The 25,572-nt window shown below is 57.3% G+C and carries 21 protein-coding genes; 19 read left to right on the top strand and 2 right to left on the bottom strand.

Annotated features, from left to right (window positions below):
* Nucleotides 1-6 precede the first annotated feature (6 nt).
* The 8 genes from Q2B33_RS00655 to Q2B33_RS00620 all read left to right on the top strand — a co-directional run bounded on the left by Q2B33_RS00655 (nt 7) and on the right by Q2B33_RS00620 (nt 7,352).
* A complete protein-coding gene (locus Q2B33_RS00655; protein ID WP_300815081.1) occupies nt 7-795 on the top strand; it encodes an ABC transporter permease in 789 nt (262 codons plus the stop codon).
* A gap of 72 nt (nt 796-867) precedes the next feature.
* Nucleotides 868-1,770: a HAMP domain-containing sensor histidine kinase gene (locus Q2B33_RS00650; protein WP_296460728.1), complete on the top strand. Its 903-nt coding sequence runs from the start codon at nt 868-870 to the stop codon at nt 1,768-1,770.
* 158 nt (nt 1,771-1,928) lie between these two features.
* A complete protein-coding gene (gene rpsU / locus Q2B33_RS00645) occupies nt 1,929-2,105 on the top strand; it encodes a 30S ribosomal protein S21 (RefSeq protein ID WP_004222305.1) in 177 nt (58 codons plus the stop codon).
* A 214-nt stretch (nt 2,106-2,319) separates the two neighbouring features.
* Nucleotides 2,320-3,420, top strand: coding sequence for a D-alanyl-D-alanine carboxypeptidase family protein (locus Q2B33_RS00640; RefSeq protein ID WP_300783100.1), 1,101 nt, complete (start codon nt 2,320-2,322; stop codon nt 3,418-3,420).
* Nucleotides 3,421-3,516: 96 nt separating this feature from the next.
* Nucleotides 3,517-4,392, top strand: a complete 876-nt coding sequence (locus Q2B33_RS00635) for a metallophosphoesterase (protein ID WP_300767395.1) — start codon at nt 3,517-3,519, stop codon at nt 4,390-4,392.
* 106 nt (nt 4,393-4,498) lie between these two features.
* Nucleotides 4,499-5,251: a ScpA family protein gene (locus Q2B33_RS00630; protein ID WP_296471051.1), complete on the top strand. Its 753-nt coding sequence runs from the start codon at nt 4,499-4,501 to the stop codon at nt 5,249-5,251.
* 81 nt (nt 5,252-5,332) lie between these two features.
* Entirely contained in the window at nt 5,333-5,902 is a 570-nt protein-coding gene (gene scpB, locus Q2B33_RS00625; RefSeq protein WP_300783094.1) for an SMC-Scp complex subunit ScpB, read from the top strand.
* 88 nt (nt 5,903-5,990) lie between these two features.
* Nucleotides 5,991-7,352 (top strand): D-alanyl-D-alanine carboxypeptidase family protein, encoded by a 1,362-nt coding sequence (locus tag Q2B33_RS00620; protein WP_300783092.1) that lies wholly within the window; start codon nt 5,991-5,993, stop codon nt 7,350-7,352.
* Between the two features lie 37 nt (nt 7,353-7,389).
* On the opposite strand, the gene Q2B33_RS00615 is transcribed toward Q2B33_RS00620, so the two are convergent.
* Together Q2B33_RS00615 and Q2B33_RS00610 are read right to left on the bottom strand one after the other, a co-directional pair.
* On the bottom strand, nt 7,390-8,166 hold the full coding sequence (locus Q2B33_RS00615; RefSeq protein ID WP_300567081.1) for a helix-turn-helix domain-containing protein: 777 nt from the start codon (nt 8,164-8,166) through the stop codon (nt 7,390-7,392).
* Nucleotides 8,167-8,177: 11 nt separating this feature from the next.
* Entirely contained in the window at nt 8,178-9,944 is a 1,767-nt protein-coding gene (locus tag Q2B33_RS00610) for a sensor histidine kinase (RefSeq protein ID WP_300783090.1), read from the bottom strand.
* A gap of 270 nt (nt 9,945-10,214) precedes the next feature.
* Between Q2B33_RS00610 and Q2B33_RS00605 the strand changes: the two genes are divergently transcribed.
* From Q2B33_RS00605 to Q2B33_RS00555, 11 genes are all read left to right on the top strand, one after another.
* On the top strand, nt 10,215-11,642 hold the full coding sequence (locus Q2B33_RS00605) for a sugar ABC transporter substrate-binding protein (RefSeq protein ID WP_300567075.1): 1,428 nt from the start codon (nt 10,215-10,217) through the stop codon (nt 11,640-11,642).
* An 88-nt stretch (nt 11,643-11,730) separates the two neighbouring features.
* Nucleotides 11,731-12,642 carry a carbohydrate ABC transporter permease gene (locus tag Q2B33_RS00600; RefSeq protein WP_300567072.1) on the top strand — a complete coding sequence of 304 codons (912 nt, stop codon included), beginning with the start codon at nt 11,731-11,733 and terminating at the stop codon, nt 12,640-12,642.
* Entirely contained in the window at nt 12,639-13,475 is an 837-nt protein-coding gene (locus Q2B33_RS00595; RefSeq protein WP_300567069.1) for a carbohydrate ABC transporter permease, read from the top strand. The genes Q2B33_RS00600 and Q2B33_RS00595 overlap by 4 nt, the downstream gene beginning before the upstream one ends.
* A 23-nt stretch (nt 13,476-13,498) precedes the next feature.
* Complete coding sequence (locus Q2B33_RS00590; protein ID WP_300567065.1) at nt 13,499-14,656, top strand: PLP-dependent aspartate aminotransferase family protein; 1,158 nt, start codon at nt 13,499-13,501, stop codon at nt 14,654-14,656.
* The gene (locus tag Q2B33_RS00585) at nt 14,640-15,527 is read left to right on the top strand and encodes a glycyl-radical enzyme activating protein (RefSeq protein ID WP_300771612.1); all 888 of its coding nucleotides are present in this window, start codon (nt 14,640-14,642) and stop codon (nt 15,525-15,527) included. The genes Q2B33_RS00590 and Q2B33_RS00585 overlap by 17 nt, the downstream gene beginning before the upstream one ends.
* 90 nt (nt 15,528-15,617) lie before the next feature.
* On the top strand, nt 15,618-17,786 hold the full coding sequence (locus tag Q2B33_RS00580; RefSeq protein ID WP_300572925.1) for a pyruvate formate lyase family protein: 2,169 nt from the start codon (nt 15,618-15,620) through the stop codon (nt 17,784-17,786).
* A gap of 146 nt (nt 17,787-17,932) precedes the next feature.
* Nucleotides 17,933-20,086 carry a hypothetical protein gene (locus tag Q2B33_RS00575; protein WP_300771549.1) on the top strand — a complete coding sequence of 718 codons (2,154 nt, stop codon included), beginning with the start codon at nt 17,933-17,935 and terminating at the stop codon, nt 20,084-20,086.
* 118 nt (nt 20,087-20,204) lie between these two features.
* Nucleotides 20,205-20,612 carry a cell division protein ZapA gene (gene zapA / locus Q2B33_RS00570; protein WP_296471080.1) on the top strand — a complete coding sequence of 136 codons (408 nt, stop codon included), beginning with the start codon at nt 20,205-20,207 and terminating at the stop codon, nt 20,610-20,612.
* Between the two features lie 82 nt (nt 20,613-20,694).
* Entirely contained in the window at nt 20,695-23,148 is a 2,454-nt protein-coding gene (locus tag Q2B33_RS00565; RefSeq protein ID WP_300806185.1) for a U32 family peptidase, read from the top strand.
* Between the two features lie 37 nt (nt 23,149-23,185).
* The gene (locus Q2B33_RS00560; RefSeq protein ID WP_300572935.1) at nt 23,186-24,571 is read left to right on the top strand and encodes an FtsW/RodA/SpoVE family cell cycle protein; all 1,386 of its coding nucleotides are present in this window, start codon (nt 23,186-23,188) and stop codon (nt 24,569-24,571) included.
* Nucleotides 24,513-25,572 (top strand): penicillin-binding transpeptidase domain-containing protein (locus Q2B33_RS00555; RefSeq protein WP_300913825.1); only part of this gene is annotated, 1,060 nt, incomplete at its 3' end. The genes Q2B33_RS00560 and Q2B33_RS00555, both read left to right, overlap by 59 nt.

Raw genomic sequence — 25,572 nt, 5'->3', positions numbered from 1 at the left:
CTGTGCATGGACTTATATCGTATCAAAAGGAGCAAGTTTGCTTATGTATGCTTTGGGTGCCTCCTGGGGGTCATTTTCTTAAGCTACCTGATGGTCTGGCTGATGGCTACGCCCAAGGGGCAGGAGACCGCGCTGAAGCTGGGGATGCTGCCGCTCAACGAGCTGGAGGAGGGCAGGGCCCTGCTGGCGGAGGCGGATGTATTGGCGATGTTCCGGGAAAGCGGCATGGACGGCGGGATGTACAGCCTCATCTTCGGCGTTGCGGTGGCATTGCTGGTATGCGGGGATTATCAGGGAGGCTTCATGAAGAACATCATGAGCCTACACAGGCAGCGCCAGGTCTATATCGGCAGCAAGCTGATGGCGGCGGGCATCCTGAATTTCCTGTATCTGGCGCTCGGCTTCGCGTTCAATATGCTGATGAATCAGCTATTCCGGCATATGGTCCCCGCATCCGACTGGAGGGCCACCCTGTTCTATCTGGGATGGGCCTGGGTGCTGACCACGGGCTTCGCCGCTTTGATTATCCTGCTCTGCGTGCTGAGCCGGAGCACTACCATAGGTGTACTGGGGGCCGTGTTTGGCGGCAGCGGCCTGATTGTGATGCTGCTCCACAGTATCACCAGCCAGTTCCATCTGGGCGGCTGGGTGGAGTATACCATCTATTATAATCTGACCTATGGGCCCTCCGCCTATGCGTCTGTGGGAGACCTGAGAGGGGTGGCTGTGGGGCTTGCGTTCCTGGCGCTTTACTCCGCCGCGTCAGTGGTGGCCGTCAGGAAGCGCGATATCTGAGGCTGAGAAGGAAAGAAAGCCGAGGACAGAGAAAGAAGGCTGAGGCCGAGGAAGGAAAGGGCAAGGGGTGACATGGAGATTATTCTGGCGGTTGTCTGCATGCTGTGTCTCTGTCTGGGATTCGCATGGATTCGTTACAGGGCTGAGCTGAAATCCCTCTATCGGCAGCTGGAAGAAGTGGCGGCGGGGAGCCATATAGAGTTGACGCTGAACAGCCGATGCAAGCCCCTGCTGGCCCTCTGCCGGATGCTGAACCATGTCCTGCAGGCCAGGGACAGGGACTATCTTCAGTACGACCAGGCCGAGAAGCGGCTCAAACAGGACATCACCAGCCTGGCCCACGATATCCGGACGCCCCTCACCGGGGCGTTCGGGTACGTCCAACTGGCCCAGGAGTGCTCAGACGCCGAAAAGCGGCAGCATTACCTGGATGCCGTGGAGAGGCGGCTGCGGGAGCTGGAGGACATGCTGGAGGAACTGTTCCTGTATACGAAGGTCACGGGAGAGGATTTCCGGCTGTCCGTGGAGAGCCTCCAGGCGCTGCCCATCCTGGGCGAATGCCTGCTGGGCCTGTACGCCAGGTTCCAGGAGGCGGGCACGGCTCCTGAAGTGAGATTCGATACGGAAAGCTTTCGGGTCATGGCAGACCAGGAGGCCCTGCGGCGGGTGTTCCTGAATCTGATTACAAACGCACTGGTGCACGGTGCGGGCAGGCTCTCCATTGTCCAGACAGGGAACCGGATATCCTTCGAGAATCCCGTTTCAGAGGAGAGCCTTCCCAATCCGGAGCGGCTCTTCGACAGGTTCTATAAAAGCGACCCCTCCCGGCGGAAAGGCTCCTCCGGCCTGGGGCTGTTCATCGTCAGGGAGCTGATGCGGAAAATGGGCGGGGACGCCGAAGCCGGCCTGGAGGGCGGGGCGCTTCGCATTACGCTGTGTTTTCCTGAGGATTCCCGGGGCGATCGGCCGGTCTGAAGGGCCCTGAAAAATTTTTATGCTAAAAACTGTAAAAAACTGTTGACGTATACAGCATTTATGATATAATAAAACTTGTGTATGGGCTATATGCGATACATAAAAAATAACCCAATCAGTCATGTTGCTTGAGGGACTGAAGGGAGGGTCGGGTGGACATGTCGAACGTAATCGTAAAAGAAAACGAAACATTGGACAGCGCATTGCGCCGTTTCAAGAGAAGTTGTGCGAAAGCTGGAATCCAGCAGGAGATTCGCAAGCGTGAGCATTACGAGAAGCCGAGCGTCAGACGCAAGAAGAAGTCTGAAGCCGCCAGGAAGCGCAAATATAACTAACCAGCTTATCCCCAGCCCGCAAAGGCTGGGGATTTTGTATCCGCATCCGCCCGGTGGGCCTGGGCCCTGCCACGATTTTGGGCCATTTGGCATATATCCGCCTCCATCTTCATATCCTATTGACAAAGATATGGAATATGGAGTGTGGCATTTTATGTTGAGAAGGAAATCTCTGGCAGCGGCGTTTCTTTCCCTTGCGCTGTTTTTCTCGGCGATGCTGCCCGTAAGCGCCAATGTGGCGATATCTTCCCCGTCCGTCATCCTGATAGAGAGCTCTACCGGCGAGGTGATCTACGAGCAGAGCTCCACGGAGCGGAGAAGCCCGGCCAGCATCACGAAGATCATGACGCTCCTGCTCACCTTCGAAGCCATCGACAGCGGCAGGATAAGCCTGACGGACCAGGTGATCACCAGCGAGCATGCCAGTTCCATGGGCGGCTCCCAGGTGTATCTGGCACAGGGGGAGACCCAGACCCTGGACACCATGATCAAATGCATCGCGATCTCCTCGGGCAATGACGCCAGCGTGGCGGTGGCGGAGCACATAGCGGGCAGCGAGGAGGCTTTCGTGGCCCTGATGAACGAGAAGGCCGCGGAATTGGGCATGGTGGACACCCATTTCGAGGACTGCTGCGGCCTGAGCGACTCAGACAATCATTACACCTCCGCGAAGGACGTGGCAATCATGTCCAGGGAGCTGACCGTGAAGTATCCCGACATCTTCCGGTATACCACCATCTGGATGGAGGACATCACCCACGAGACCAGACAGGGCACATCGACCTTTACCCTGAGCAGCACCAACAAGCTGCTGAAGCAGTACCAGTGGACCACAGGTTTGAAGACAGGTTCTACGTCGAAAGCCAAATACTGCTTCTCCGCCACGGCGTCCAAGGACGGCATCGACCTGATAGCGGTGGTGATGGGCGCGCCGGACTACAAGACGCGCTTCGGGGACGCGCAGGCCCTCCTCACCTATGGCTTCAGCGTGTGCAATCTGTACATAGACGGAAACCAGGAGCCTCTACCCGCGCTGCCCGTGGAGGGCGGGAAGGCGGACGAGGCGGGAATCGCGTATCAGGGAGAATTCCGCCATCTGGACATCGCGGGCAACGACCTGGGTGCGGTGGAGAAGGTGCTGGAGCTGCCGGAGACGGTGCGGGCGCCGGTGGAACAGGGGACAGAGGCGGGCAGGGCCCGTTACCTGCTGAACGGAAGCGAGATCGGCAGCATCCCCATCCTGTTTACGGAAGATATCGAAAAGGCCGGCTACCCGGATTATCTGAGGAAAATATTCGGCTTTTTCCTGTTATGACCATCTGGTATCATGAATGCATGAATGGATCGGGCAGGATGGCCAGGGTGCTCCCCGGCCATCCCGCAGACACATAGAAAGATAGGAAGGAACTCCATGACAGATATTTTGTTCACTATCATCGCGGCAGCGGCATTGGCGCTGCTCTGGGTGATGCTCTACGACACGAACCGCTTCGTCATCCGAAAGCATACCCTGACGGATCCGCGGATCAGGCGCGGCTGCAGGGCCGTCCTCCTGACGGATCTGCACAATAAATGCTACGGAAAAGGGAACGAAAGGCTTCTGGCGGCAATCCGCGGGCAGAAGCCGGATTTCATCCTGATAGCGGGCGACCTGGTCACAGCCAATACCAAGGCGCCGCTGGAGCCCGCGGTGCAGCTCCTGGAGAATCTGGTCCGGGAATACCCCGTCTACTATGCCAACGGGAACCATGAGCAGCGCCTGAGGCTGTCCTCCAGGCACTACGGAAAAATGGCAAAGCAATATAGGAAAGCCCTAAAGAGGATCGGCGTGGAGCCCATGTTGAACAGCCATGTGGATCTACCGGAATATGGCCTCGCCGTCTACGGCGCTGAAATCGACATGGAATATTACAGGCGTTTCAGGACCGTGCAGATGCCGCCGGACTATCTCCCCCGCATTTTGGGACAGGCTCCGGCAGATGCCTACACAGTGCTGCTGGCCCACAATCCGGACTACTTTCCCCAGTACGCCGCCTGGGGCGCGGATCTGACGCTGTCCGGACATGTGCACGGAGGCGTGGCAAGAGTGCCGCTCTGGGGCAAGGGCGTGCTTTCCCCCGCCTGGCATTTCTTTCCAAAATACGACGGAGGTATCTTCGGGGAAGGGGCGTCCGTCATGGTGCTGGGAAGGGGCCTGGGGAGCCACACCATCCCCGTGCGCGCCTTCAATCCGGGGGAGCTGTGGGTGCTGGATTTCCGGCCGGGGGAAACAGATGTTCTTTCTTGAAAAGCCGGGGCAAAAGGGGTAAAATAATACTCTAGGCCCGAAACGGAAGAGATGCTTTCCACAAATAAGCCTTCCGGGAAGAATAGCGCCCCGAAGCGAGGAGACAATGGCGATACCGATAAAGCTGGAAGCCTTCGAAGGCCCCCTGGACCTTCTGCTTCATCTGATAGAAAAGAATAAGATTGACATCTATGATATCCCCATCGTGGAAATCACGGCGCAGTATCTGGACTACATCAGGCAGATGGAGACCAACGACATGAACGTGATGAGCGAGTTCCTGGTGATGGCGGCTACCCTGATTGACATCAAGTGCAGGATGCTGCTGCCCAAGGAAGTGGACGAGGAGGGCGAGGAGGAAGACCCCAGGGCCGAGCTGGTGCAGAAGCTATTGGAGTACAAGCTCTATAAATATATGTCCCTGGAGCTGCGGGACCGCCAGGTGGACGCGGCCAAGAACCTGTACCGGGAGCAGAAGCTCCCGCCGGAGGTGGCATTGTACAAGCCCCCGCTGGACTACGACCAGCTTATAGGAGATATGACGCTGAGCCGTCTGCATGAGATCTTCAAGACGATCATCCGCCGTCAGGAGGAGAAAATCGACCCCATCCGGAGCCGCTACGGCAATATCGAAAAGGAGGAGATCGATATGGACGTGAAGCTCCTCTATGTGGAGGCCTACGCCCGGGAACACAGACATTTCAGCTTCCGGAGGCTCCTGGAGAAGCAGGCCAGCAAGATGGAGATCATCGTCACCTTCCTGATCGTCCTGGAGCTGATGAAGACGGGACGGATTTCCATCAATCAGGAAAATCTTTTTGATGATATCATGATAACGTGGATGCCGGTTCCGGCCTAGCCGGGGCGGAGGATTTCGCCCGTGCGGCGCAGGTCCCTGCAGGGCATCCGGCAATGTCCGGGACAGGAAGGAGCGGCGGGAATGAAGAGGAAGAGAGCGGAAGCGGTCATCGAGGCGGTGCTGTTCACCATGGGGGAATCCGTGGAGATCGGCCGCCTGGCCGATGTGATAGAAGAGGACGTGAAGACGCTGAAGGATATCCTGAAAGGCATGGAGGAGCGCTATGCCAGGGAAGACAGGGGCATCACGCTGGTGCGGTTCGAGGATTCCGTCCAGCTGTGCACCAAGGAGGACATGTACGAATATCTGGTGAAGATCGCCAAGGTGCCGAAGAAGATGAGCCTCACCGATACGGTGCTGGAGACCCTCTCCATCATCGCCTACAAGCAGCCCGTGACCAGGGCGGAGATAGAGCGGGTCAGGGGCGTCAACTGCGATCATGCCATCAACAAGCTGCTGGAATACGACCTGATCGCGGAGCTGGGGAGGCTGGACGCGCCGGGCAGGCCCCTGCTCTTCGGCACCACGGAACAGTTCCTGCGCTGCTTCGGCGTGGGGAAGCTGGATGAGCTGCCGGAGCTGAACCCTGTCCAGATAGAGGAGTTCAAGCAGCAGGCCGAGGCCGAGGTGCAGCTCCAGCTGGATGTCTGAGATTGGGACATGCCTACAAACATAAAACGGAAACAAAGCCTCATATATTATTAAAAATCCCATTGGAAGTAAGACCATGAAAATGCGGATGAAGAAAATAATAGGGGGCTTTTTCTGCGCCTGTTGCCTGCTGCTCTCAGACATGGGCCTTCGGGCGGCCGCGGCCGAGGGCGCCCCCGGGGAGCTGTACGCCACCGCCGCGGTCCTGATGGACGCCGATTCCGGGCGGGTGCTCTACGGCAAGAACGAGGAGGCCGTCATGGCCATGGCCAGCACGACGAAGATCATGACCTGCATCCTGGTCCTGGAGAACGCCTCCCCCGATGACACCCTCACCGTGTCCGCCTATGCCGCCAGCATGCCCAAGGTCAAGTTGTACATACAAAAGGGGGAGCAGTATACCGTCCGCGACCTGCTGCACTCCCTGATGCTGGAGTCCCATAACGACACGGCGGTGGCCCTGGCCGAATACATAGGCAAGCAGCATCTGCCGGAGCAGCTTCGGGAAAAGGACACCGCCGAATATACGGCGGAGGAGAGCAAGGCGGCCGTGGCGGCCTTCGCTGCCCTGATGAACAGGAAGGCGGCAGAGCTGGGCTGTGAGGACACCTGGTTCATCACGCCCAACGGCCTGGACGCCACCGAGACGCTTAGGCTTGCGGACGGCAGCACGGTGCAGAAGGAGCACTGCACCACGGCCAGGGAGCTGGCCAGGATATTGGCATACTGCATCAGGCAGTCGCCCAAGAGCCGGGAGTTCCTGGACATCACAAGGGCCCCGAGCTACGGCTTTTCCGCCAATGGGCGCAGCTTCTCCTGCACCAACCACAATGCCTTCCTCACCATGATGGACGGGGCCCTCACCGGGAAGACCGGCTTCACCAACAAGGCCGGATACTGCTACGTGGGCGCGCTGGAGCGGGACGGCAGGACCTTCGTGGTGGCGCTGCTGGCCTGCGGCTGGCCGAACAACAAGGGATATAAATGGACGGATACCCGCAAGCTCATGCAGTACGGCATCGACAATTATTTTTACAGGAGCTTTTCCGACCAGGGAGTGGCCTTTGACGAAAGCAGGCTGAAGCCCATTCCCGTGCAGAACGGTCGGACGGATCTCCTGAACGCCATAGCCTACACGGACGTAGTGATTTCCGGAAGGACAGAGGGCCAGAATGGCGGCCCCGGCCAGGGCGAAGCGGCTGCGGAAGAGGGCGGCGGGGGCCTGGACGGGCTGCTCCTGCGCCCGGACGAGAAGATTCAGGTAAGATACAGCATGAAGGACTCCCTGACAGCCCCTGTGGAGGCGGGGAGCGTAGTGGGGAAGGTGGAATATATGGTGGACGGCATCCTGTATAAGCAGGAGAGCATCGTCACCGAGGACGCGGTGGAGGCCATCGACCTCAGATGGTGCGCCGAGCAGATCTGGCGGCGTTTTCTGTGCACAGGATGACGGCGGCGAAAGAGGCCGCGCACACAGAGGCCTGGTTTCAGCTTCGGAAATTCGTGGGAGTCTGCCCTGTATATTTTTTGAACACCTTATAGAAATACCGGGGATCCTCGTAGCCCACAAGGTAGGAGACCTCCGAGGCGGGGATGTCCGTATCCCGCAGCAGGTCTTTGGCGGCCTCCATGCGTATCCTGGTGAGGTAATCCAGCGGGGAGACACCTTCCTTCTTTTTGAATAGGGTGGAGAAATACCGGGGATTCAGGTGGAGATATTCCGCAAGGGTCTCGATGGAGACCGGCTCCCTGTAATGCTCCGTGAGATATCTCCGGGCCTGCTCCGTCACGGACAGGGGAGACTCCGGCTCCTGGGGAGAGCCGTGCTTTGTGGGCAGGATGCCAGAAGACAGATTCGTAGTATCGTTCTGCAGCCTGGACAGCCGGGTGTGCACGGCCTGTTTTGCCAGAGCTTTCTCCAGGGCATCGAACAGGGATTCCTGTGTGATCGGCTTCAGGAGATAGCAGCAGGCGTCATGGTACATGGCGTCCTGTACATATTCGAACTCCGCGTAGCCGCTGATCACGATGATGGAAGCCGGGATATGGGCATTTTGGCAGCTCTGGATTAGGCTGAGCCCTGTCATGCCGTCCATCTGTACATCGGTGATGATGATTTCAGGGCGCTCCCTCAGGGCGATGTCCCATGCCTCCAGGCCGTCCGCGGCCAGGAAGATTTCGTCGAAGGCATAGTTCCCTTTTTTCAGCCTGGCAAGAATGGCTTCCCGAATCAGCGTCTCGTCGTCTGCAATCAATAGTTTCATGAAGATACCTCTCATATGCGTGGAACCAGGAGCCGCGTGCACATGCCCTGTCCTTCTTTCGTGGTGATGGACAGCCGGTAGGCGGCGCCGAACTTCAGCTTCAGCCGATAATGGATGTTCAGGATTCCGATGCTTTCGTTCTGTTTCTGAAAATCATCGATGTCCTCTTTGTCCAGGTGTGCCATGAGACCGACGTATTTCTCCGTCTCCATGCCCTTTCCATTGTCCTCGATGGATATCAGGAGGTTTTCGCCCTCCATCCTGACGGAGAACCGTATGGAGCCGCCGGAATGGATGCCGCGCAGACCATGCTGGATGCTGTTCTCGATGAATGGCTGGAACACCAGCTTGACGATATGGCAGCCCAGGCATCGCTCATCGATATCTGTCCGGAAGGAGAACTTATTCTCGAACCGGATCTGCTGGATATAGACATAATTGTTCATATAGGCAATCTCTTCCGCCAGGGTGACGGTGCCGGAAGAATTATGGTTGATGCTGTAACGGAGCAGGTCGGAGAGCCTGGCGTTGACCTCACAGGCCGTCTGATATCGCTCCACCTCGATCAGAGAGTTGACAATCTCCAGGGAGTTGAACAGGAAATGGGGGTTGATTTGGGCCTGGAGGGCCATGAACTCCGCTTCCTTCTTCCGAATCTCAGCCACGTAGTTGCGCTCTATCAGCCGGTTCACCTGATTCACCATGTCGGTGAAGGAGGCATCGAAGATACCGATCTCATCGCTGCCCAGGTCAGAAGCGGAAATCTTCATATTCCCCCGGCTGACCTCCTTTATTTTGCCCAGGACGATGGAAAAGCGCCTGTCTATGCTGCCGGAGAGCAGGAAACCGATGATCAGCGTGATGAACGTCAGCACCAGATTTCCCGTAATCAATGTCTGCTTCAGCTTTTCGATGCTCTCCATAGAGCTGGCCGATGCCAGGTAGCAGACGCTGCGAAAGCCGGAGGCGGAGTTGGAGCTGGTCAGATAGATTCCGTCCTGCCCCTGGTAATCCGCCACAGGGTAGCCGTTGTAGATGATGTCGTAATTCTCATGGAAAAAGCGGAAATATTCTTCCATTTCAGGGAATTCCTCCCCATAGATGTAGTTTCCCCTGTTGTCGATTATGAAGACCTGGTGGAAGGTCTTCCCGTCCACGCTTTTGACCGGCTTGAAGACCTTTTCCGGAAAGAGGCTCAGCTTGATGACGCCGGTGACCTCCGAACCGTCCGGGGAATAGACCGGCTTCAGGACGGAGAGGAGCTTTACGGAATAGCGGCCCTCCTCATGCAGGAAGAAATGGTCGAAATCGCTGCTCTCCAGATGGTCCTTCCACTGTGCCTGCTCCTGGTCCAGGGGCTTTATGAAGGTGCTCCTGTAGTCTGACGGATGTTTCAGCGCATAGAAGGTGAGTCCATAGAGGCCGTAGGGGAACTGGTTGTTCAGAATCTGGCGGATCTGCGCATCCGCCTGTTCCATGTCTGCCTGTGTGGGCGATGGATTCGCCAAGACCTGCCTAATCTGCCGGTCGCCGCTCAGATTGTTCAGAATCGTCCTGAATTTGGTGAGCCTGTAGTCGATATTGTCCATGTATTGCTCGATGAACTGTTTGGACGTGGCCTGGATTTCTTTGGTCAGCAGGTTCTTCGCATTATTTTGGAAGAAGAAATTCGACACGGCGATTTCCACCAGCAGCAGCACGATTAGGAGAAAGAGGAATTTGTGCATCAGCCTTGTGTGGTAGAGATAGTGTTTCCAGGGGGAACGGATAAGCTTCATGGCAGTATTTCCTTTTTTGTCTATTTTTTCCTTGAAATGCCCTTCTTCCATGCTATATCCAGAACATTTCCGTGTGCCATTATTATACTATAGGACATAATGTGCATAAAGAGGAATTTTATCACAGTTTTGGCAGAAAATCTGACATTTTTCCACATATGAGGTGAAAAATATATATTTCCACACCCGGCATCACTTTGCTATAATGGCCTCGTAGCCAAGCTTGGAGGCAGACGGTAAGGATACCAGAACAAAAAGGAGGACTATGAAATGGCAAGAAGAAAAGGCAGGATGGCCGCTGTGTTTCTGGCGGCAATAATGACAGTATCCGCTCTGCTGACAGGATGCGGCGGCGATGATGCCGCAGGTACGCCGGACAGCGCACAGGACAGCAGCGCGGAATCCACGGCGGATGAAAGCAGGGCCGATGAGGGAGCGGATGCCGGCGCTTCCGGCTCCACGGAAAAAACAAAGCTCACTATGGTGACCTACCTGGGGAATCCCTCCAGAGACGCCCTGATCCAGGAGCTGGTGGCGGACCTTAATATAGAACTGGAGATCATCTCGCCTCCGGCGGATCAGGCACAGCAGAAGATCTCCACCATGCTCCAGAGCGGGCAGGGCATCGATATCGTGGAGGTGGACTCCGTGCCGGTGACCCACATCTCCAACGGATTCATCGAGCCTTTGAATTCCTATGTGGAGGGCTGGGAGGATTGGGGCAGCGTAAGCGAATTCCTGAAGGCCCAGCTCACCTCCTATGACGGAAATGTGTACTCCATCCCCTACGGCGTGTACGAGAGGGCCCTGTTCTATCGGAAGGACTGGTTCGAGGAGAAGAACCTCTCCGTTCCCGGGACCTGGGAGGAGCTTTACAATACGGCAGTGGAGCTGACGGATCCTTCCCAGAACCGCTACGGCTATTCCTTCCGGGGCGGTGCCGGCACCACCGGCTTCCTGCAGATGACGATTCTTTCCTTTGCGGATTCGGAGAAGGTGGACATCGCGGTTCCCTTCATCTCCAGGGACAGCAGGAGCGTATACCTCCAGCCCGAGGCGGCGGAGGCCATGAATTTCTATAAGAAGCTCTACGAGGACGGCTCCCATCCGGATTCCATCGCCTGGGGCTATGCGGAGATGGTGGAGGCCTTCTATTCCGGCACCACGGCTATGCTGATCCAGGATCCGGAGGTCATCGCCACCTGCGAGGAGTATATGGAGGAAGGCACCTGGGACGTTGCGCCCCTTCCGGTAGGCCCCAGCGGCCGGGCGCTCTTCCCCGCGGGATTCGCGGGCTGGGGCATCGCGTCCAGCTCCCAGAACAAGGAGGCGGCCTGGGAAGTGATTAAGGCGCTCTCCAGCGTGGAGGGGAACACCACCTTCTGTAAGAAGAACGGGAACATTCCCATCCATACAACGGCCCAGGAGGATCCCTTCTTCAGCGAGGGGTATTACGGATGCTATATCGATATGGCGGCAGACCCGGATTCCTATGTGGGGTATGTGGACGGCGGCGAGAACAGGTTCGCCACCGAGGAAGAGCTGAAGCAGCTCAACCAGTTCGGCCCGGCGGCAGATCCGGCAGTGCAGGCCATGCTCCTGGGGCAGACCACGCCCGAGGAATGCGCCGAGGCCCTTGCATCCTTCTATAGCTGGTCGCAGGACAGCGAATGGGTGAAGGAGAGGTTCGCCCAGTAAGACAGGCACAGGCAATCCGACGAGGAGGCTGTCCGGGCTGGTTACGGCTTCGGGCAGCCTTTTGACGTCAGGAGAAAGGATCGGACAGATGCATAACAATAAAATCAAATTGTCAAAGAAGGCCCGGGACAGATGGTTCATCGCTCTGTTCCTTCTGCCTGGGCTGTTCATGATTCTGGTGATGCTGTATTACCCTGCTGTAGACGGCGTGGTGATGGCTTTCCAGGACGTGAAGGCCTACAATATCTTCAGCAGGGAGTTCAACGGCCTGGAGAACTTCCGCAGACTGTTCTCCAACATTACATATCTGGGAACCTGGAAGAACACGCTGGTGTGGGTGGTGGGCTGCGTGGCCCTGGAGTTCGTCCTGGGCTTCGGCATCGCCCTGCTGCTGCAAAAGCCCTTCCGGGGCAAGAAGCTCTATGAATGCGTGGTGTTCATGCCCTGGGCGCTGTCGGGCTTCATGGTGGGCATCATGTGGAAGTGGATGTTCAACGGGAGCAACGGCGTCATCAACGATATCCTGATACGCCTGGGAATCGTGGAGCAGCAGGTAGGGTTCCTGTCCAATCCGGACTATGCCCTGGGCAGCGTCATGGTGGCCAAGGTATGGACGGGAATGGCCTTTTTTGCCATCATTACCATGGCGGCCTTAAAGACCATCCCCCAGGAGATGTACGAGGCGGCGGCCATAGACGGGGCCGGGCCCCTTACGAAGTTCTTCTATATTACCCTTCCCTCCATCCGGGTCATATTGTTGCTGATGGTGCTGATGCGGGCGGTGCAGACCATGAACGCGCCTGACCTGATCTTCGGCATGACACAGGGCGGGCCCGCGGGCAGCAGCCATATCGCCTCCAGCTATATCATGACGGAGGTGATCAAGGGGAACGACTACGGCATGGTATCGGCGGCAGGCGTGGTACTGTGGCTGGTGACCCTGGTCTTTACGGGCATCTATCTGGCGTGCACCAATACTCTGAAAGGCGGTGACGAATGATGGGGAAGAGGAGAAATATCTTTCCGCTGGCAGGCAGGTATGTCCTGTTGGCGCTGTTCTTCGTATTTACGGTGTTCCCGTTTCTGTGGCTCCTGCTGACTTCCCTGAAGGGGAGCAGGGAGCTGTATGAATTTCCCGTGCGTTATCTCCCCAGGGAGGCGACGCTTGGCAACTACAGGGAAGTGATACAGATGGGGGATTTTGGAAGGTATATCTGCAACAGCCTGACGGTGGCCCTGGCGGGAGCGTGCCTGGTGGTATTGATTGCGGGAATGTCCTCCTACATCCTTTCCAGGATGGAGTTCAAGTCCAAGCCTGCGGTCTTCATGATTTTCATGATGACCCAGATGCTTCCCAGCGCGGTGGGGTTCGCGCCCCTATATATCCTGATGACGAGGCTGGGGATGGTGGACAGGCTGTCCACGGTGATTTTGATCCTGGCGGGAGGCCAGATTCCCTTCGGCACCATACTGCTGATCGGATTCATGAAGGAGATTCCGAAGGCGCTGGAGGAGTCGGCGCTGCTGGACGGCTGCGGCAGGGTGAAGACATTTTTCCTGATTGTGATGCCTCTGGCAAAGGCGGGGCTGTTCTCCGTGTTCATCTTCGTCTTCCTGGCCTGCTGGAACGATGTGTACACCTCCGTGCTGTACATCAACGCCAACGCCAGGAAGACGCTGACTGTGGCCATATATTCCATGATCGGAAAATATGACATCAACTGGGGGAACGTGGCTGCGGGGACGCTGATCGCCATGGCTCCCGCCATCCTTCTTTTCAGCTTCATGAAGGAGATTTTCGTGGAAAACATCGCGGGAGCGGTGAAGGAATAACAGGACAAAAGAGAGGTGCCAAAATGAGAGCGGAAGAGATTTGTACCCACTATGGGGAGGACCCGGCCAGGTTCCACGGGGCGGTGAACACGCCCATTTTCCAGACCTCGCTGTTCGTTGACTGCGAGGGGAACGAAGGCGGGTTGGAGGGCAGGTACGCGTACACCAGGGTGTCCAACCCTACCACGGAGGTGGTGGAGCAGAAGGTGGCCGCCCTGGAGCAGGGGGAGGCGGCGAAGTGCTTCTCCTCCGGCATGGGAGCCATCAGCGCGGCCATGATGCATTACATAAAAGAAGACAGCCACGTAGTTGCAACGGCGAGCATCTATGGCCCGGCCCGCCGTTTCCTGTCGGAGTACATGAAACGGTTCGGGATAAAGGTCACCTTCGTCAGCGGCACGGATCCGGAGGAGCTGGAAGCGGCGGTCTGCGAACAGACGGATCTGATCTACCTGGAGAGCCCCTCCACATACCTTTTCCTGGTGCAGGACCTGGAAAGGATTGCGGAAATCGCGAAAAAACACCATGCGGCAACGGTGATCGACAATACCTACGCCACGCCGATCTTCCAGAAGCCCCTGACCATGGGCATTGACATGGTGGTGCATTCCGCCTCCAAATACCTGGGAGGCCACAGCGACATCATCGGCGGCGTGGTGGTAGGCCGGAGGGAGGATGTGGAGCAGATGGCCCAGAATGAGAGGGAGCTGTTCGGGGCCGTGATGAGCCCCTTCGACTCCTGGCTGATGCTGCGCGGCATCCGGACGCTGCCTGTCAGGATGCGGCAGCACATGAAGAACGCCCTGGAGATGGCGGCCTATTTCCAGGAGCTGGACATCGTCAAAGAGGTGATCTACCCCTGCTGGAACACCCATCCTCAGTACGAGCTGGCGAAGCGGCAGATGACGGGGGCCAGCGGGCTGATGAGCGTGGTCTTCGACCTGCCCGGGGAGCAGATACACAGGATCGTGGAGGCGCTGGAGTTCTTCTACAGAGGGCCCAGCTGGGGCGGCTATGAGAGCCTTGCCTCCCCGGTGGGAGCCGACCTGGAGCGGGACAATGAGACCATGAAGAAGGGCTTGGTGCGCCTGCACATCGGGCTGGAGGGAGCGGATTTGCTGAAAGAGGATTTTGAGAGGGCAGTGAAGCATGTGCTTGGAAGAGGTGTTTCCCTTGGATGAGAAGAAGACGGCAGTGATTTTCAATATTCAGCGCTTCTCCGTATTTGACGGGCCCGGGGTGCGGACGGCAGTGTTCTTCAAGGGATGCAACCTGCGCTGCCTCTGGTGCCACAATCCGGAGTCCTATGAGCGCAGGCCCCAGCTCGCCTTCGACAGGCAGAAATGCATCGGCTGCGGGAGCTGCATCCAGAACTGCCCGGGGCAGTGCCTCCTGCCCGACCCGGAGGCAGGGCTGCTCTACCGCAGAGAGGGCTGCCTGGACTGCGGAAAATGCGCCAGGGGCTGTTACGCAAAGGCCCTCAGCAGAATCGGATGCGAGATGACGGCGGGGGAGCTGCTGGAAGACCTGCTGGAGGATATGCCCTATTATCAGGAAAGCGGCGGCGGGGTCACCTTCTCCGGCGGGGAATGCATGCTCCGGCCGGATTTCCTGGAAGTGATGCTCCGGCGGCTAAAGGAAAAGGACGTCCACACGGCGGTGGACACCGCAGGGAATGTGCCCTATGAGTCTTTTGAGCGGATCCTGCCCTATACGGATCTCTTCCTGTACGATGTGAAGGCCTTTCACGAAGAGGTGCACAGGGAGCTGACAGGGGCGTCCAACCGGAGGATCAAAGAGAACCTGCTCCGGCTTGCGGGAACCGGGAAGGAGATCAAAATCCGGATTCCTGTGATAGAGGAGCTGAACGCGGGCGAGCTTCCTTTCATCAGAGATTTTCTGTGGGAGAACGGAATCCGCGACGTGGAGCTGCTGGGCTACCACAGGATGGGCGTGGGGAAAGCGGAGCTGCTCCTGGAGCCCCTTGCCCAGAAAGCCTTCCGGGAAGTGGATGGAGAATCACTGAAAAAATATCAGCAGATGTTCGGATAGATAGGCTTTCGGAATCTTTTGGCAGAAAATGGAGCCCTGGAAGTGCGGCTTAGAGATTCCGAGGGTATATAGAGGATAAGGAGGGAGCATATGCTTGACATAGAGAAGACAATTCTGTCGGCAAAAATACGGGAGCGGATAGACAGGCTCCACAGCGACAAGATACAAATTAATCAGGAGAAAATCCGGCATCTGGGGCATCTGGACATAGATGACCACGGCTTCATCGATTTCCCGGATTTTCAGTTCCAGCCCATCACCCGGGAGGACGGCATGGTATACGGCATGGAGCTTCTGGGCCAGAACTTCAGGAAGATCCTGAACGAGATGCCCGTGTACTGCAATCCCGCCAGCGCCCTGGCCACCTGCTGGCCGGGGAACCTGTCCCGGTGGATGGAGATCGGATTGCGGGAGGAGAACAGGCCGAAGCATCTCTACCCGGTCCATGAGAAATACAATATCCTGCAGCACGGCTGCGGCGGCATGAACCATCTGTGCCCCGACCTGACGATCGGACTGGAGCTTGGGTGGAAGGGGCTGCTGGAGAAGGTGAGGTTCTATAAGGAAAAGAATGTGCATGGGGATCCGGCCTTCTATGAGGGGGAGGAGCAGCTCCTCCTGGGTGTCCTGGAATGGATCGGACGGCATGTGGAGGCCGCCGGGAAGATGGCGGAGGAGGCGGAATCGGAGGAGCTGCGGGCCCATTATGCCCAGGTGGCGGACTGCAATGCATGGCTCCTGGAGAACCCGCCCCGCACCCTGCGGCAGGCCTGCCAGTTCACGGCCCATTTCCAGTGCATCGACAGAATGTACTACGCCGGAGGCGCACTGGGGCAGATGGACGAGCTGTTCCGGCCTTATTATGAAAGGGACAGGGAAAAGCTGGGCCTTACGGACGAGGAGGCCGTCTGGTATTTCGCCAGCCTGTTCTTCAACGATACCCATTATTCCCAGATTGGCGGCCTGACGCCCTCGGGAGACGCGGAATTGACCAGCAGAGTCAGCTTCCTCATCTTGGATGCGGTGCATTACCTGAAGATTCCCTCCAATGTGGGGATCCGCGTCCATGACGGGATAGACGGGACGCTTCTGCGCAGATCCCTGGAATACAACATGGAGGACGGCACAGGGGTGTGCTATTCCTGCAGCCAGGGCTGCGAGGAGGGATTCGCCAGGAACGGCTTCCCCAGGGAGCTGGCCCGGATGCGGGTGAAATGCGGCTGCAACTGGACGGCCATTCCCGGGGTGGAATACCCCCTGCAGGACGTGACCAGGATCAGCATGCCCATGGCCCTCTGCCACGCCATGGAGGAGATGAAGGGCATGGAGCAGCCGGGGACGGAGAAGCTGTGGGAGCTGTTCGCCGGGCATCTGAAGGTGATGGTGGACTGCGTGAAGGAGGGGTACGACTGGCATTATGAGCATGTGTCACAGGACACGCCGGAGATCGTGCTGAACCTGTTCATGCACGGGCCCATAGAGCGGGGGCTGAACTGCGCCCAGGGCGGCGTGGACATCATGGATATGAACATAGACGGCATCGGCCTGGCCACGGTGGCGGATTCCTTTGCCGCCATGGAGCAGCGGATTGAGACGGAGCGGGCGCTCACCTATCCGGAGCTGTATACGGCTCTGGAAGCGGATTACCAGGGATATGAGAGGATCCGGCTGATGCTGAAGAACATAGACCGGCTGGGGGCGCCCCATTCCCCTTCCATGAAGTGGGCGGAGCGGATCCGGAACCTGTTCGTGGACCTGTGCATGGAGGAGCCTACCCCGAAGCATCATCTGAAGGTGGTGGCGGGCATGTTCTCCCACGGAGATATCGTCAGGTACGGAGAGGCCCTTCCGGCCACGCCCAACGGACGGAAAGCCGGGGAGCCCATTTCCCACTCCAATGAGCCAGACCCGGGGTTCGCCGGCGGTCTGCATACCTTTGCCCCTTCCCTGAAGGCCAACACGGTGGCCAGGCTCCAGCCGGGCTACGGGAATTCCTCCCCGCTGCACCTGGACGTGGACAGCTCCATGATTACCAAGGAGGGCGGCGTGGAGGCGCTGGAGACATTGATCCATGCCCACAACCACATGGGAGGGACACTGATCAATCTGAACTGCCTGACCAAAGAGAGGCTGCTGAAGGCCCACGCCGATCCGGCCAGCGATCCAGACCTGGTGGTGCGGGTGACGGGGTATTCCGCGTTCTTCTCCTCCCTGTCGTCGAAATACAGGCAGCAGATTGTGGACAGATTCCTGGCCTGAGACAGAAAGACCTGACTTTATCCAAATGCCCAATTCATCACTTGACGCGAGGACGAAAAAGCATTATGATAATGTAGAATGCGAGGAAATCAATGACCTCGAAAGTGCTCTTGAAGAAGGTTAAAGAAGGAAAGGAAAACAGGGCAATGACGGAGACAGTCAGGAAAAGATTGGCAAAGGCGGCGAGAAAGGGCAGGAGGCTTGCCATCGTGGCGGCCGCTGGCGTGTTGGCGATGACCAGCATCGATTATGTCCAGGCGGCAAACGGCAGAGGGGCAGGCATAGAGGACGTTTTTGATGAACGCTATTACGTAGAGAACTATCCGGATCTTCGGGATACATACGGTTATGACAGGGCGGCTCTGCTGAAGCATTTCATGACCTTCGGCCTCTCGGAAGGTAGGAACATGAATGGGCTGCTGGACCTTGTGGAATATAGGGAGAAATATCCGGATCTCCAGGAGGCGTTTGGGGACGACTGGGATGCCTATGTGGAGCACTATCTTACCTATGGGGCTTTCGAGCACAGGGACAACGGGACGGACTTCGACCCGGTGGATTACCTTAACAGATACAGCGACCTGCAGGAGGCCTTCGGCATGGACATATTGGCCGCCTATCGGCATTATGAGACACATGGGAAGCAGGAGGGGAGAGAGGGCAGAAGCGAGGCTGCCGTAATCGCGGCCCGGACACAGGCACCGGCCCAGAAAAATGAGCCGCCGAAATCCCCCGATGTTTCGGAGCCGGAACAAGAGCCGGGTAAAGAACCGGAAAAAGAAGCCATTGAGATTCAGAGCGTGGAAGTCACAGGCACCGGCCGCATCAGGGTCACTCTGAGCCGGGAGACGGAACGGCCCCTCACCCTGGAAGCCTTCAGCATCATATGTAACAGCGGCGGCTCCGATATGACGATACTGTCCGTGTCCACCAACGATAACAGGGTCTATGACCTGACCACGACCTACTACAGGGACCAGGATTACGATATCCAGATCACGCTGCCCGATGGCAGTACGATTTCCAAGGTCTTTACCTACAGGACGGACTGCCCGCAGATTTCGGGCATCGGCGCCGTCCGCACCAGCGCAGGTGAGGCCGGGATCACCTATAATTCGGACGCACCCGGGTATTTTTACTATATGCTGAGGGAAAACGCGTCCGGCCCGGCCCGGGCGGCAGGGGAATCCGTGCCCACAGAATCCGAACTCATCGGCAATGGCGTCAGAACGGAGATGAGGCAGCATGAGAACAGCTTTACCGTTTCCGGCCTGGCCGGGGGCGTGTCGTACACCATGTATTATATGGCTGTCGATACAGAGGACAGGGCCACATTGGTAAACAGCCTTTCCATTGCCAGCGAAGTCCATGAGGAGACGGCCACCACAATCAAAAGAGCAGAGGCGTTCGCCGAGGAGCAGTGGAACGGCGAATTCCTGTATGGCTTCGAGATAGAGCTGGAGACTGCCACTGCGGAAAGCCTGACTCTGGACCAGTTTGACATAAGCTGTCCCCAGAACGAGACCACGCTTGGGGAGGTCAGGACCTCGGACAACAGGATCTACCGCGTGTATATGCAGAGGGGTAGCATTCCCAAGGGCAATAATACCTATACGATTCTGATCACCCTGAAGGACGGTACCCAGTTAAAGGGAAGCTGCTACCTTGACCTGCAGGCACCCAGGGTGGATGCAAGAAACATCGAGTGGGTAGACGAGGACACGATAAAGGTCACCGTCAACTCTGACGAAGCGGGAAGCCTTTACTACGCAATTCAGGATCAGGTGGACGGAGAAGGTACGATCGCCCCCAAGGATCCCGCCCAGATTTACGCCCAGGGCACGAAGGTCTCCATTGGATACGGCCTGAATTATATAACGGTCAAGGGCGCGAAGGCGGGGCAATGGTTCTGCTATGCGTCGGAGGACGAACGGAACAACAGGGAGTCTTTCTACAGCTATAAGCAGATTCCCGAGTACACCGCTCCGGCTCCGGACGATACAGAGAAGCCGATGATTACAGGCGTGGAGGTCCTCAAGGCTTCCGATGGCGCGACGCTTAAGGTGGTGTTCAACCAGGATGTAGAGGGGTATTACGACAATAATCTGACACAGATTAGCGGAATCGCAGGAAAGCTGTTGTTTGAGGCAAAATATAGCTCTGAAGGAGATTTTGAGAGCAATGTGCTGACGCTTACCGTGAAGGATCGGGCCGTTACTATTCCTAAGGGCAGCCATACCCTGACTATTATATTTTATGACTACGAAGCAATATTAACGTATGATTTCACAGTACAATGATTTCACAGTATAGCGGAAACGAAGCGGACGAGAAATTAATGCTTGCCTGTCACCCCATTATGAGATATAATGTGAGTGGACAAAAAGGGAAACATATTTTCACAAAAGGGGTGGGGGCATGGCTTCGTCTTCCAAGACAGACACAGAGGTAATCATCGGCGGCAAGGTATTCACTCTGAGCGGTTATGAAAGTGAGGAATATCTGCAAAAGGTGGCGTCCTATATCAACAACAAGATAAACGAGTACAGCAAGCTGGACGGGTTCAAACGGCAGCCTGCGGATACCCAGGGGGTGCTGCTCCAGCTGAACATTGCCGATGACTATTTCAAGGCGAAGAAGCAGATATCCGCCCTGGAGGAGGATCTGGCGGCCAAGGACAAGGAGCTGTACGACCTGCGGCATGAGCTGATTTCCACCCAGATCAAGCTGGAGGGCGTGGAGGAGCAGGTAAAGGCGCTCCAGAAGGCCCAGAACGAGGGTGAGAAAGAAATCGTGCGTCTGGAAACAGAGTTAAAGAAAAAGTAATAGGGGGCTGTCCGAATCCCGGACAGCTTCTTTCATTATAGGCTGCTATAGCTTACAGGCTGTTGACGCAGGGGAGTTTTTTATGGAAAAGAATGACAGAGTCGAACTGCTTTCGCCCGCCGGGAACGCGGCCGGGTTCTATGGGGCTGTCCACGCGGGCGCGGACGCCGTCTACCTGGCCGGAAACCAGTTCGGTGCCAGGGCCTACGCCGAGAATTTTACCACGGAGGAGCTTTTGGAGTGCATCCGCTATGGGCATCTCCTGGGGCGGAAGATCTATCTCACCGTGAACACGCTGCTGAAGAATCAGGAGATGAAGCTGCTCCAGGATTACCTGGCCCCCCTATATGAGGCCGGGCTGGATGCGGTGATCGTCCAGGACTTAGGGGTGCTGCGCTTTATCCGGGAGCGGTTCCCCGGGCTGAAGCTCCATGTGAGCACGCAGATGACCATCTGCTCCCGGTGGGGGGCCTCTCTGCTGAAGGATATGGGCGCAAGCCGCATTGTCCCCGCCAGGGAGCTGGGCCTGGAGGAGCTCATCGCCATGCGGGAGGAGGCAAGCGTCCAGGTGGAGGCATTCGTCCACGGCGCCATGTGCTACTGCTATTCGGGACAATGCCTGTTCAGCAGCATCCTGGGGGGACGTAGCGGAAACAGGGGCCGCTGTGCCCAGCCCTGCCGCCTGCCCTATACGGTGAGCGAGGGGAAGGGCTGTAAGGAATGCTATCCGCTGAGCCTGAAGGATATGTGCACTATCGAGCATATCCCCCAGCTGATAGAGGCGGGCATCGATTCCTTTAAGATAGAAGGGCGCATGAAGCGGCCGGAGTATGCCGCCGGTGTGACGGATATCTATAGACGCTGTATCGACAATTACTATGCGCTGAGGAGCAGGATGGGGCCGCGGGAGGCCGCGGAAGAATATCGGGTCAGCGAGGAGGACAGGCGGGAGCTGGCCTCCCTATATGTGCGGGACGGCCTTCAGGACGGTTACTATTTCAGGCGAAACGGCCGGGATATGGTCAGCATCGACAGCCCCGCCTACCGGGAGAGCGATGAGCGGGTGCTGTGCCGGATACGGGAGAGATACCTGGACGCCCATTTGAAGCTGCCTGTGACGGTCAGGGCCTTTTTCCATGTGGGCAGGCCCGCGAAGGTAACGCTGGAAACGCAGTGCCCCTCCCTGGGACGTCTGTCCGCCGGCGCGGAGGGCGAGCCTGTGGCGCAGGCCCAGAAGCAGCCCATCACCGAGGAAAATGTCCGGAAGCTGCTCTGCCGTCTGGGGGACAGCGCCTTTTGCGCGGACGGGGCTGAGATTTCCATGGATCCGAACAGCTTTTACCCGCTGAAGCGGATCAATGAGCTGCGCAGGATGGCCGTGGCAGAGCTGGAACGGAAAATCCTCCGGGCAAGGGGATATCGGGAGAACCGGCAGGGGGAGAGGACTGCACTCCTGTCTTCGGAAGCCGAACTATCGAAGGGCAGGTCCCAACAGCCCTCGCCCCGCAGCTACGCTTTCTATGTCCGCACCATGGGGCAGCTTAAGGCGCTGGGAGAGTGGATTGCCGCAAATCCCATGGACGCTCCCTGGCGGATCTATGTGGACGGCGACCTGCTCACAGAGCAGTGGCCCCACATAGCGGACATCTGCAGGGGCCTTTCTGGCAGCGGGGCATTGTTCGCGGCGCTTCCCTATATCCTGCGGGAGACGGACGGGGAATATCTGGAGGAATTATATGAGAAAGTGCATGAGAGCGGCCTTTTCCGGGGCTTCCTGGTCCGCTCCATGGACGGACTTGGCTTCCTACGGGAGAAAAAGCATCCCGGGGAGAAAAAGCATCCCGGGGAGAAAAAGCATCCCGGGGAGAAAGGGGATCCCGAGGAGAAGGAGGCGGGCGTTTCAGGGGGAAGTCTGCGCCCTGTGGAAGAGGCCGCTCTGTCTGTCAGGACGGATGCAGGCGTCTACGCGTGGAACGATTCCTCCCTGGAGGAGTTGTCCGCCCTGGCGGAAGGCTTCTGTCTGCCCTATGAGCTGAACGCCTCCGCCCAGAGGCATCTCTGGGAGGGGCTTTGCCGGAAGGGCCTTTCGGAAAAGCTCTCCTGCGAGAAAATCGTATACAGCCGGATTCCTATGATGGTCACGGCCAACTGTCTGCGCAGGACTGCGGGAGAGTGCGGGAAAGGGAAGGAAAACAGGGAAATCGTAAGCCTCACGGACAGATACCGAAAGGAGTTTCCGGTTCTGATCGACTGTCGGCACTGCATGAACATCATCTACAACAGCGTCCCCTTTTCGCTGTATATGGAAGAGAGACATTCCATGGAAGAAAAGCATTCCATGAAAGAGAAGCATTCCAAAGAGGGGCGTGCCGGGGAGCGGGAGCCTGTCGGCTGGAAGAGACGCGTGGATCCGCGGATGGACTTCACTCTGGAATCCCCGGAGGAGGTGAAGCGGCTCCTGGACGCCTTTTTCCGGGGAATGCCCTTTCCGCTGAAAGACTACACCACCGCCCACGAAAAGCGTGGCGCAGTGTGAGAAGACAGATTTGCATTGATATGGAGAAAGGAAAAAGATGCGGGAATATATCACAGAGCTTTCCAGATATATCATACCGGCGCTGATGGCGGTCTATACCCTGTGCAGCTTTGCCTGCCTGGTGGAAGGGACGGCGTGGAAGCAGGGCGCCCCCCGGAGCACAGGCATTTACACGATACAGAACATCATCATGTTCTTCCTTCAGCTGCTCATGTTCACGGACCTAGCCCTGGTCAGCGGAGACATGGAGTATGTATTCTTCTATGTGTTCGTACAGGTGTTCCTTCTGGCTGCCGTGGCCATGGTTCCTGTCATATATGAAAAGGCCAATCGGCTGCTGCTGAACAATATGTGCATGCTCATGGGAACCGGACTGTGCGTCATCTCACGGATTTCCTTCAACCAGGCGGTGCGGCAGTATATCATCGTACTGTTGTCCCTGGCGGTGTCCCTGTTCATCCCCTGGATACTGTCCCAGATCCATTTCCTGAAGAAGCTGACCTGGTTATACGGGATCGCGGGCATCGTGATGCTGGGCATGGTCCTGCTCTACAGCGAGGTCACCTACGGCGCGGAAATCTCCTTTACCATAGGGGGCCTGACCTTCCAACCCTCGGAGTTCGTGAAGATCGTCTTCGTCTTCTTTCTGGCCGCTGCCCTCTGGGAGGATGCCTCCATAGTCAGGGTGGGCATGACGGCTGTCATTGCCGGGGCCCATGTGGTGATTTTGGTGATGTCGAAGGATCTGGGGAGCGCGCTGATCTTCTTTGTGGGCTACGTGTTTGTAGTATTTGCGGCCACCCGGAATTATCTCTATCTGCTGGCCGGGGCAGTGGGTGGGAGCGGCGCGGCCTGGGGAGCTTTGAAGCTCTTCGGCCATGTGAGGGACAGGGTCCTTACCTGGCGCGATCCCTGGAGCTATATCGATAAGGAGGGCTATTCCATCACCCAGTCGCTTTTCGCCATCGGCAGCGGCAGTTGGTTCGGCATGGGGCTGTTGAAGGGAAATCCCACGGCGATTCCCTTTGTGGAGAAGGATCTCATCTTTTCCTCCGTATGCGAGGAGCTGGGGGTGGCCTTCGGCATCTGCGTCATCCTGCTTTCCGTGGCCTGTTTCCTGGAGATGATGCGGATGTCGGCCCTGATCAGGGACAGGTTCTACCAGTTGGTGGTATACGGAATCGGCATCATGTACATCTTCCAGATATTCCTGACCATCGGGGGCGGCATCAAGCTGATTCCCCTGACCGGCGTCACGCTGCCCTTCATCAGCTATGGAGGCAGCTCCGTGATGACCACCATGATCATGTTTTTCCTGATCCAGGGCATCTATATCAGGCTACAGCAGGAGGGAGGCAGGCATAATGCCAGAAAAGGAAAAGAAACGCCGTCCGGCAGCGCCCGGGAAAAAGGCCAGTCATAAAAAAAGCCGCAGCGCCCGCTACAGCGCCAACAGGCCTGAAATCATCGCCACATGCTGCTTCTTCGGGCTGCTGTTCGCTGCGCTGATCGGATATCTGAGCTATTTCACGGCCACCAGCGAGGAGGAGATGATCAACAACAGCTACAATTCCAGGCAGGAGATTCTGCTGTCCAGGAATTACCGCGGCACGATCTACTCCAGGGACGGGGATGTCCTGGCCGAGACCCGGCTGAATGAAGGCGTGGGGGAAGAGGATTCCCAGGAAGAGACCAGGATATATCCCTACGGCAAGCTGTTCGCCCATGCCGTGGGCTATTCCACCAAAGGCCGCACAGGCGTGGAGGCCCTGGCCAACTACTACCTGATCAACACCAGTACTTCCCTGGCCAACAAGGCGGCCAACGATTTGGCCGGCATCAAGAATCCCGGCGACAGCGTCTATACCACCCTGGACGTGGAGCTGCAGCAGGTGGCGGACGACCAGCTCAATATCTACAAGGGAGCCATCGTGGTGACGGAAGTGGCCACGGGGAAGATACTGGCCATGGTGTCCCATCCGGGCTTCGACCCCAATGAGATCGGAGCGATTTGGGATTCCATCGTGGAGGATGAAGACAGCTCCGTATTGCTGAACCGTGTGACCCAGGGACAATATCCACCCGGCTCCACCTTCAAAATCGTGACGGCGCTGGAATACATCCGGGAGAACCCCGATACCTACGACGATTATTCCTATCAGTGCAATGGGTATTTCAGCTCCGGCACCGGGCGCATCAACTGTTACCATGGGACGAACCACGGGCAGGTGGGCTTCGAGAGCTCCTTCGCGAAATCCTGCAATTCCTCCTTTGCCAATATCGGGGTGAATCTGGAGCAGCAGAGCTTCGAGGAGACCCTGGAGGAGCTGCTGTTCAACAGGCCGCTTCCCGTCGATTTCCCCTATTCGGAGAGCAAGGCCAATGTGGTGGACAGGGTGTCCATGAACGAGCTGATGCAGACCT

This window comes from uncultured Acetatifactor sp., assembly GCF_948601915.1.
GTDB lineage: Bacteria > Bacillota > Clostridia > Lachnospirales > Lachnospiraceae > Acetatifactor.
Note: the sequence above shows the minus strand (reverse complement) of the source record. Positions and strands in the feature narration are given on the sequence as shown.

What these genes read in the sequence shown, in the direction of transcription:
- Q2B33_RS00655 (WP_300815081.1), top strand. Translation starts at nt 7, where the DNA reads ATGGACTTATATCGTATCAAAAGGAGCAAGTTTGCTTATGTATGCTTT.
- Q2B33_RS00650 (WP_296460728.1), top strand. Translation starts at nt 868, where the DNA reads ATGGAGATTATTCTGGCGGTTGTCTGCATGCTGTGTCTCTGTCTGGGA.
- rpsU (WP_004222305.1), top strand. Translation starts at nt 1,929, where the DNA reads ATGTCGAACGTAATCGTAAAAGAAAACGAAACATTGGACAGCGCATTG.
- Q2B33_RS00640 (WP_300783100.1), top strand. Translation starts at nt 2,320, where the DNA reads ATGCTGCCCGTAAGCGCCAATGTGGCGATATCTTCCCCGTCCGTCATC.
- Q2B33_RS00635 (WP_300767395.1), top strand. Translation starts at nt 3,517, where the DNA reads ATGACAGATATTTTGTTCACTATCATCGCGGCAGCGGCATTGGCGCTG.
- Q2B33_RS00630 (WP_296471051.1), top strand. Translation starts at nt 4,499, where the DNA reads ATGGCGATACCGATAAAGCTGGAAGCCTTCGAAGGCCCCCTGGACCTT.
- scpB (WP_300783094.1), top strand. Translation starts at nt 5,333, where the DNA reads ATGAAGAGGAAGAGAGCGGAAGCGGTCATCGAGGCGGTGCTGTTCACC.
- Q2B33_RS00620 (WP_300783092.1), top strand. Translation starts at nt 5,991, where the DNA reads ATGAAGAAAATAATAGGGGGCTTTTTCTGCGCCTGTTGCCTGCTGCTC.
- Q2B33_RS00615 (WP_300567081.1), bottom strand. Translation starts at nt 8,166, where the DNA reads ATGAAACTATTGATTGCAGACGACGAGACGCTGATTCGGGAAGCCATT.
- Q2B33_RS00610 (WP_300783090.1), bottom strand. Translation starts at nt 9,944, where the DNA reads ATGAAGCTTATCCGTTCCCCCTGGAAACACTATCTCTACCACACAAGG.
- Q2B33_RS00605 (WP_300567075.1), top strand. Translation starts at nt 10,215, where the DNA reads ATGGCAAGAAGAAAAGGCAGGATGGCCGCTGTGTTTCTGGCGGCAATA.
- Q2B33_RS00600 (WP_300567072.1), top strand. Translation starts at nt 11,731, where the DNA reads ATGCATAACAATAAAATCAAATTGTCAAAGAAGGCCCGGGACAGATGG.
- Q2B33_RS00595 (WP_300567069.1), top strand. Translation starts at nt 12,639, where the DNA reads ATGATGGGGAAGAGGAGAAATATCTTTCCGCTGGCAGGCAGGTATGTC.
- Q2B33_RS00590 (WP_300567065.1), top strand. Translation starts at nt 13,499, where the DNA reads ATGAGAGCGGAAGAGATTTGTACCCACTATGGGGAGGACCCGGCCAGG.
- Q2B33_RS00580 (WP_300572925.1), top strand. Translation starts at nt 15,618, where the DNA reads ATGCTTGACATAGAGAAGACAATTCTGTCGGCAAAAATACGGGAGCGG.
- Q2B33_RS00575 (WP_300771549.1), top strand. Translation starts at nt 17,933, where the DNA reads ATGACGGAGACAGTCAGGAAAAGATTGGCAAAGGCGGCGAGAAAGGGC.
- zapA (WP_296471080.1), top strand. Translation starts at nt 20,205, where the DNA reads ATGGCTTCGTCTTCCAAGACAGACACAGAGGTAATCATCGGCGGCAAG.
- Q2B33_RS00565 (WP_300806185.1), top strand. Translation starts at nt 20,695, where the DNA reads ATGGAAAAGAATGACAGAGTCGAACTGCTTTCGCCCGCCGGGAACGCG.
- Q2B33_RS00560 (WP_300572935.1), top strand. Translation starts at nt 23,186, where the DNA reads ATGCGGGAATATATCACAGAGCTTTCCAGATATATCATACCGGCGCTG.